4 protein-coding genes and 2 pseudogenes are annotated in these 7219 nt (G+C 74.9%); 4 read left to right on the top strand and 2 right to left on the bottom strand.

Annotation, left to right across the window (positions count from 1 at the left end; all coding sequences use genetic code 11):
* Together RUR49_RS14820 and RUR49_RS14815 are read left to right on the top strand one after the other, a co-directional pair.
* Window positions 1–1677, top strand: a 1677-nt coding sequence (locus RUR49_RS14820; protein WP_409147175.1) for a class I tRNA ligase family protein, incomplete at its 5' end; no start/stop codon positions are given.
* Window positions 1678–1681: 4 nt separating this feature from the next.
* Window positions 1682–2569, top strand: a pseudogene (locus RUR49_RS14815) (NlpC/P60 family protein); the annotation flags it as partial.
* Between the two features lie 381 nt (window positions 2570–2950).
* Here the strand turns inward: RUR49_RS14815 and rsmD are convergent.
* Together rsmD and RUR49_RS14805 are read right to left on the bottom strand one after the other, a co-directional pair.
* A complete protein-coding gene (rsmD, locus tag RUR49_RS14810; RefSeq protein WP_409147174.1) occupies window positions 2951–3514 on the bottom strand; it encodes a 16S rRNA (guanine(966)-N(2))-methyltransferase RsmD in 564 nt (187 codons plus the stop codon).
* A 1590-nt stretch (window positions 3515–5104) separates the two neighbouring features.
* Window positions 5105–6064, bottom strand: a pseudogene (locus RUR49_RS14805) (pseudouridine synthase); the annotation flags it as partial.
* Window positions 6065–6200: 136 nt separating this feature from the next.
* Between RUR49_RS14805 and RUR49_RS14800 the strand changes: the two are divergent.
* Window positions 6201–6632, top strand: a complete 432-nt coding sequence (locus RUR49_RS14800; RefSeq protein ID WP_409147176.1) for a nucleoside deaminase — start codon at window positions 6201–6203, stop codon at window positions 6630–6632.
* A gap of 54 nt (window positions 6633–6686) precedes the next feature.
* The gene (locus tag RUR49_RS14795) at window positions 6687–7100 is read left to right on the top strand and encodes a DUF2177 family protein (RefSeq protein WP_409147172.1); all 414 of its coding nucleotides are present in this window, start codon (window positions 6687–6689) and stop codon (window positions 7098–7100) included.
* Window positions 7101–7219 lie beyond the last annotated feature (119 nt).

Genomic DNA, 7219 nt, shown 5'->3' with positions numbered 1-7219 from the left:
CCCCCCCCCCCCCCCCCCCCCGCCGCGCGGGAGCGCGGCGAGAAAGACTCCTCACCCCAATCCGATGCCGAACTTGCCGCTCCCCCCCTCCCTGCCCTCCCCCGCGAGGGGGGAGGGTTCGCTCCGAACACGCCCGACACCCTGCGCAGCCGCGCTCTCGCCGCCATCGCTGCCACCCGCTTCGTGCCGCCCGCCGGGCAGAATCGCCTCCGCGGCATGATCGAGAACCGGCCGGACTGGGTGGTCTCGCGCCAGCGCGCCTGGGGCGTGCCGATCGCCGTGTTCCGCAACACGAGGACAGAAGCAATCGCGCCGGGGCCGGGCTTCCCCGCCAATGAAGAGCTCGTCGCTCGCATCACCACGGCCTTCGCCGCCGAGGGTGCCGACGCGTGGTTCACCGACGACGCCCGCGAGCGCTTCCTCGGCGGCCTCGTCGACGATCTCGGCGCCTGGGAGAAGGTCGACGACATCCTCGACGTCTGGTTCGATTCCGGCTCGACCCACGCCTTCGTGCTGGAGAAGCGGCCGGACCTAAAGTGGCCGGCGGACGTCTACCTGGAAGGCTCCGACCAGCACCGCGGCTGGTTCCACTCCTCGCTGCTCGAAAGCTGCGGCACCCGCGGCCGCGCGCCCTACGACACCGTCGTCACCCACGGCTTCACCATGGCCGAGGACGGGCGGAAGATGTCGAAGTCGCTCGGCAACACGGTCGCGCCCCAGGACGTCATCAAGCAGTACGGCGCCGACATCCTGCGCCTCTGGGTGCTGTCGGCCGACTATGCCGACGACCAGCGCATCGGCCCGGAGATCCTCAAGTCCACTGCCGACACCTACCGCAAGCTGCGCAACACGCTGCGCTGGATGCTGGGCTCGCTTGCCCATGACGAGGGCTTCGCGCTGCCGCACGGCGAGATGCCGGAGCTCGAGCGGCTGATGCTGCACCGGCTCGCCGAGCTCGATCAGGTCGTGCGCGAGGCCTACCTCGCCTACGACTTCAAGCGCGCCGTCTCCGCCGTGACGATGTTCATGACGGTCGACCTCTCGGCCTTCTATTTCGACGTTCGCAAGGACACGCTCTACTGCGATCCGTGGTCGTCGAAGCGGCGTCAGGCGGCGCTCGCGGTGGTCAGGACGATCTTCGAGGCGGTGACGGCCTGGCTCGCGCCGGTGCTGCCCTTCACCACCGAGGAGACGTGGCAGTCGCTGCACCCCTCCGAGGACGGTTCGGTGCACCTGCGGCTGTTCCCCGAGGTGCCGGCGTCGTGGCGCGACGAGGCGCTGGCCGAGAAGTGGCGGAAGGTGCGCCTCGTGCGCCGCGTCGTCACCGGCGCGCTCGAGATCGAGCGGCGCGAGAAGCGCATCGGCGCCTCGCTGGAGGCGGCCCCGGTGGTTCACGTCACCGACGCCGAGCTCAGGGCGGCCCTCGCCGGCCTCGACCTCGCGGAGATCTGCATCACCAGCAATGCGACCCTGTCGGCCGAGAACGGGCCGGCGGAGGCCTTCCGCCTCGACGAGGTGGCCGGCGTCGCCGTGGTGCCGGCGCTCGCCGTGGGCTCGAAGTGCGCCCGCTCCTGGCGCATCCTGCCGGAGGTCGGCAGCGATCCGGACTATCCGGACCTGTCGCTGCGCGACGCCGCCGCGATGCGGGAGCTCGAAGCCCGCGAGCGCGCGGCCTGAGCCGGTGAGCGACGCCCCCGCTTTCGACCGCCGCGTCACGCCGGCCCGCCCGGACCTCGCGGCACGTCGCCTCGAGGGCGTCGTCGAAGCCGACCGCTATGTCGACGGCGAGCTCCGGCGGGTGGTGGCGGCCTCCGCGCCGCTGCACCGGGCGCCGCGCTTCGACGCCCCCCTCGACAGCGAGGCGCTCGCGGGCGACCTCGTGACGATCTACGAGGAGACGATCGAGGGCTGGGCGTGGGGCGAGCTTTCCCGCGACGGCTATGTCGGCTACCTGCCGGCCGACATGCTCGGGCCGCCCGAGCCGGCGCCGACGCACCGCGTGGCGGCGCTCCGCACCTTCCGCTACCCCGGCCCCGACCTGAAGCTGCCGGCCCTCGGCCACCTGTCGATGGGCGCCGGCGTCAGCGTGGTGCGCGAGGAGGAGCGGCGCGGCACGGTCTACGCCGTGCTCGCCAACGGCGGCGGCGCGGTGATCGCCCGCCACCTCGAGCCCATCGACGCCCGCGCGGCCGACTTCGTTGCGGTCGCCGAGCGGCTGGTCGGCACACCCTATTTGTGGGGGGGCGCCACCACGCTCGGCCTCGACTGCTCCGGCCTCGTGCAGCTGTCGCTGCGCATGGCCGGCGTCGCCGCCCCGCGCGACAGCGACCAGCAGGAGGCCGCCCTCGGCGACGAACTGCCCCTCGACGCCGCCCCCGTGGACGGCCGCCGCTCGCGCCTCTGGCGCGGCGACCTCCTGTTCTGGCCCGGCCACGTCGGCCTGATGCTCGACGCCGACCGCCTTCTCCACGCCAGCGGCTTCCACATGGAGGTCGTGGCGGAGGCGGTGACGGAAGCGCTGACACGCATCGCAGCGGCGGGCTCGGCGCTCCGCACGGTGCGGCGGATGACGGGCGTCGGCGTGCCGACGACGGACGAGGCCGACCGCTTCTTCTTCTCCTCGCTCGCCTGGCGGATCAACGAGGTGATCGGATCCGGGGGCAAGGCGCGGGGAGCCCTCAGCGTCGACGACATCCTGCCGGACCAGCGCGGGCTCGGCAACGACACCCTCGACCTGCCCGGCGTCGCCTTCATGCTCGGCGACAAGGCGGTCCGCTTCACGGCTCTGCTGCGCTTCACCCCGGAGACGGCGGCCGCCTTTCGGCGCGGCCGGCGCAGTACCGACTTCACCTACGACGATCCATCGCTGTGGCTGAGCTTCGACGCGGACCGGCGGCACCTGGTCGTGACGGTGCATCGCTGACGGCCGGCTGGCCGGCCGGCGTGCGCGTCAGGCCGTCTTCGAATATCTCAGGAAATGCAGCGCCGTGTCGCCCTGGGTGCGGCGTTCCTCGACCGTGAAGGCGGGCGGGATCGCGACCTCGGCCGCGGCCTCTTCCTCGAGCACGGCGAGCGCGCCGTCCTTCAGCCAGCCGCCGCCGACGAGGGCGGACAGCGCCTTGTCGCCGAGGCCCTTGCCGTAGGGCGGGTCGAGGAAGGCGAGGTCGAAAGGGTCGACGGGCGCGCAGGGGCCGAGCTTGGTGGCGTCGCGGCGGAAGATCCGCGTCGTGCCGGTGAGCGACAGCGTCTCGACATTGCGGCGGATCAGCGCCCGCGCCGACCCGGCGTCCTCGACGAACAGGCAGTAGGCGGCGCCGCGCGACATCGCCTCCAGCCCGAGCGCGCCGGTGCCGGCGAACAGGTCGATGACGCGGGCCTCGGTGGCCGGGTCGTCATAGGCGTGCGCGAGGATGTTGAACAGGCTCTCGCGCAGCCGGTCTGAGGTCGGCCGCGTCGCGCGGTCGGCCGGGGTGGCGAGCGAGGCGCCGCGAAAACGTCCGCCGACGATGCGCACCGCCGCGCCCCGATCGCCTGGAGGCTACTGGCCGTCGCGCGGACGGCCGCGCGGCGGGCCACCGGCCGGCCGGCCCTTCGGACCGCCGCTGCGCGGACCACCCTTCGGACCGCTGCCCTTCGGACCACCGCCGCGGGTGCTGCCGGGCGGACGACCCTTCGGCGGACCGGACGGCCGCGGCCGGTCGCCGCCGAACGACGGCTTGCCGCCGGGACGACCGCTGCCGGCCGGACGACTGGCACCGGCGGGACCGCCGGCGCGCGGCGGACGGGCGGGACGGTCGCCGTCGGCCCGTGGCGGACGCGGCTTGTACGTGCGCTCACCGTCACCACGCGGAGGACGCGGCGTATAGGTCCGCTCTCCCTCGGCACGCGGGGCCCGCGGCTTGTACGTCCGCTCGCCTTCGGCACGCGGTGCGCGGGCGGGACGGTCGCCGTCGGCCCGTGGCGGGCGGGGCTTGTAGGTCCGTTCACCGTCACCACGCGGCGCCCGTGGCGTGTAAGTCCGCTCGCCCTCGGCGCGCGGAGCCCGCGGCTTGTAGGTCCGCTCCCCCTCGGCACGGGGTGCACGGGCGGGACGATCACCCTCCGCGCGCGGCGCGCGGGGCTTGTAGGTGCGCTCGCCTTCGGCGCGCGGCGGACGGGGCGTGTAGGGCCGGTCGCCGCCGGCACGCGGGGCGCGGACGGGGCGCTCGGCGCCCTCGACCGTGGTGCGGCGCGGCGGGCGGGCGGGGCCGTCGGCGGACCGGCGCGGCGGACGGTCGGCGAAGTCGCCGCGGCCGCGCGGGGCGGGCCGCTCGTCGCTGCGCGGGCGACCGGCGTAGGGCGTCCGCTCGCCGGACGACGGGCGGTCGCGCGACGGCCGGGCCGGGGCGGCGTCACCCAGCGTGGCGGCGTCGCGGGCGCGGGCGGCCATGCGGCGGCTCGGCTTGTCGGTGGCGGTGACCGGCCCCTGCGGCGGCGACCAGCCGGTCACCTCCGCGTCGGGACGGCGGCGCATCGGACCGTCGCCATCGGCGCGCGGCGCGCGCACAGGACGATCACCGGAATCGCGCGGCGGGCGCGCGGGACGGTCGTCGGCGGCGCGCGGCGGACGGCTGTCGGGCCCGCCGGTCTCGCGCTGGCGCATGGGGCGGCCGCCGGCGTCGTCGGCGCGCCAGACGGAGGTCCCGCGCGACGGGCGGACGACCCGCGGCGGCCGCTCGTCCGCACCCGGCGCATCGCCGCGCGAGCCGGCCGAGCGCGGGGCAGCCCCGCGCGGTCCGTCGGAGCGGCCACGGGGTCCATCACCGCGCGAGCCTGCACTGCGCGGGCCGTCGCCACGGGGCGCGCCGCGCTTGGCGGGACGCTCTTCCTTCGCCGGTGCCGGACCCTCACTGGCATACTCGCCAGTCCAGTCGGTCGGCGCGAGAACGCGCGGGCGGTGGTTGGCGGGACGGTCGCCGGCACCCTCGGAAGGGCGCGGCGTGCGCGAGCGCGGTGCGCCGCGGCCGCCGCCGTCCTCGTGGGAGCGGGTGCCGCGCGAGCGGCCCTCGTCGTGGGAGCGGGAGCCGCGCGAGGCCATGCGCGGGCCGTCGCCGCCACCCGACAGCGGCCGGTCACCGGCACGGCGGCCGGCGGGGGCGACACGGGCGGCGCGCTCGCGGGCGCCGGGACGCTGCGCGGCACCGTCGTCGGCGACCGGTCGGGCTCGCGAAGCGCGCGGCTTGTCGGCGGCTAGGGCGGCGGAGCGCGCCGAGGTCTTGAGCGGCCGCGACGAACGCGGCTCGGCGTCGTTGCCGGTGGCGAAGACGCAGCCGGCCTCGTCGGCGAGGCGGTCGCCGAGCTGGTCGCGCAGGATGCGGCCGCGGATCTCGCGGACCTCGCCCGGCTCGAGATCGGCGAGCTGGAAGGGGCCGAAGGAGATGCGAATGAGGCGCGACACCTCGAGGCCGACGGTGCCGAGCACCTGCTTGACCTCGCGGTTCTTGCCCTCGCGAATGCCGATCATCAGCCAGGCGTTGGCGCCCTGCACGCGGTCGAGCGTCGCCTCGACGGGGCCGTAGAGCACGCCGTCGACGGCGACGCCCTCCTTCAGCTTGTCGAGATCGGCCTGGGTGACGTCGCCGTGGGCGCGCACGCGGTAGCGGCGCAGCCAGCCGGTCGCCGGCAGCTCGAGCACGCGCGCGAGGCCGCCGTCGTTGGTGAGCAGCAGCAGGCCCTCGGTGTTGATGTCGAGGCGACCGATGGTCATCACCCGCGGCAGGTCCTCGGGCAGGTGCTCGAACACCGTCGGGCGGCCCTCGGGGTCGCTGTTGGTGGTCACCAGCCCGCGCGGCTTGTGGTAGAGCCACAGCCGGGTCGGCTCGCGATCGGGCAGCGGCACACCGTCGACGGTGACGCGGTCGCCCTCGCCGACGGTATGGGCGGGTGTCTCGAGCAGCGTGCCGTTGATGGCGACGCGCCCGGCGACGATCCACTCCTCGGCCTCACGGCGGGAGCACAGCCCGGCCCGGGCGATGACTTTGGCGATCCGTTCGCGACGGTCGCCGGTTTCTTCGGATGTTGACATGATGGCGCGTGATAGCAGAGCAGCCGCGGCTCCGATACGGGAAAGCGTGGCCGAACGGAGCCTCGTGATGCGGGATGCCGACCAGACCGCGGACCGCCCGCCGCCGCCCCGCGGCGCGGCCGCCCCGTCGTCGCCGATGACGCTCGCGCTCACTGAAGCGCGGGCGGCGGCGGCGCGCGGCGAAGTGCCCGTCGGCGCGGTCATCCTCGCACCGGACGGCGCCGTGCTTGCGGCCGCCGGCAACCGCACGCTGGAGCTCCGCGATCCGACCGCCCATGCGGAGATGCTGGCGATCCGCGCCGCCACCGAAAAGCTCGGCTCGGAGCGGCTGATCGGCTGCGACCTCTACGTGACGCTGGAGCCCTGCCCGATGTGCGCCGGGGCGATCTCGTTCGCCCGCCTCCGCCGCCTCTATTTCGGCGCCGGCGACCCGAAGGGCGGCGCGGTCGAGCACGGCGTGCGCCTCTACGCCTCGCCCACCTGCCACCACGCCCCCGACGTCTATTCCGGCATCGGCGAGCGCGAGGCGGCCGACCTGCTCCGGGGCTTTTTCCGCGAGCGGCGCTGAACCGGCCTGCCTCCCGCGGCGTAGAGGGTCCTGCAACAACAGGTGGACCGGTCGATGCAGAGCGTCGTGATCGCATATGTGGCAACGGCGCTGGTGTTCGCCGTCGTCGACGCCGTCTGGCTGTCGACGGTGGGCGCGCAGTTCTACCGGCCGCGGCTGGAGGGGCTGATAGCCGACGGCGTCGTCTGGGGGCCGGCGATCGCCTTCTACGTGCTGTTCATCGCCGGGCTGCTCTATTTCGCCGTGATGCCGGCGGTGGCCGAGGGGCGCTGGACCCAGGCGCTCGTCCGCGGCGCCCTGTTCGGCTTCTTCGCCTATATGACCTACGACCTGACCAACTGGGCGACGCTGAAGAACTGGCCGGGGTCGGTGGCGCTGGTCGACATCGCCTGGGGCACGTCGCTGTCGGCCGTCTCGGCCGCGGCGGGCACGGCGATCACGCTGGCGGTGGTGCGGGCGACGGGGTGAGGCGTGTGCCGGGGGCCGCGCGAGAGGCGCGCGCGGCCGGCTGCCCTGGGATGTTCGCGCGGCGGGCTGAGCATGGCGCTGGCCTCGTCCGCTCCCTCCCCCGTCATGGCCCGGCTTGA

Source organism: Pseudoxanthobacter sp. M-2, assembly GCF_046156265.1.
In the GTDB taxonomy this organism is placed as follows: Bacteria; Pseudomonadota; Alphaproteobacteria; order Rhizobiales; family Segnochrobactraceae; genus CAMDHY01.
Note: the sequence above shows the minus strand (reverse complement) of the source record. Positions and strands in the feature narration are given on the sequence as shown.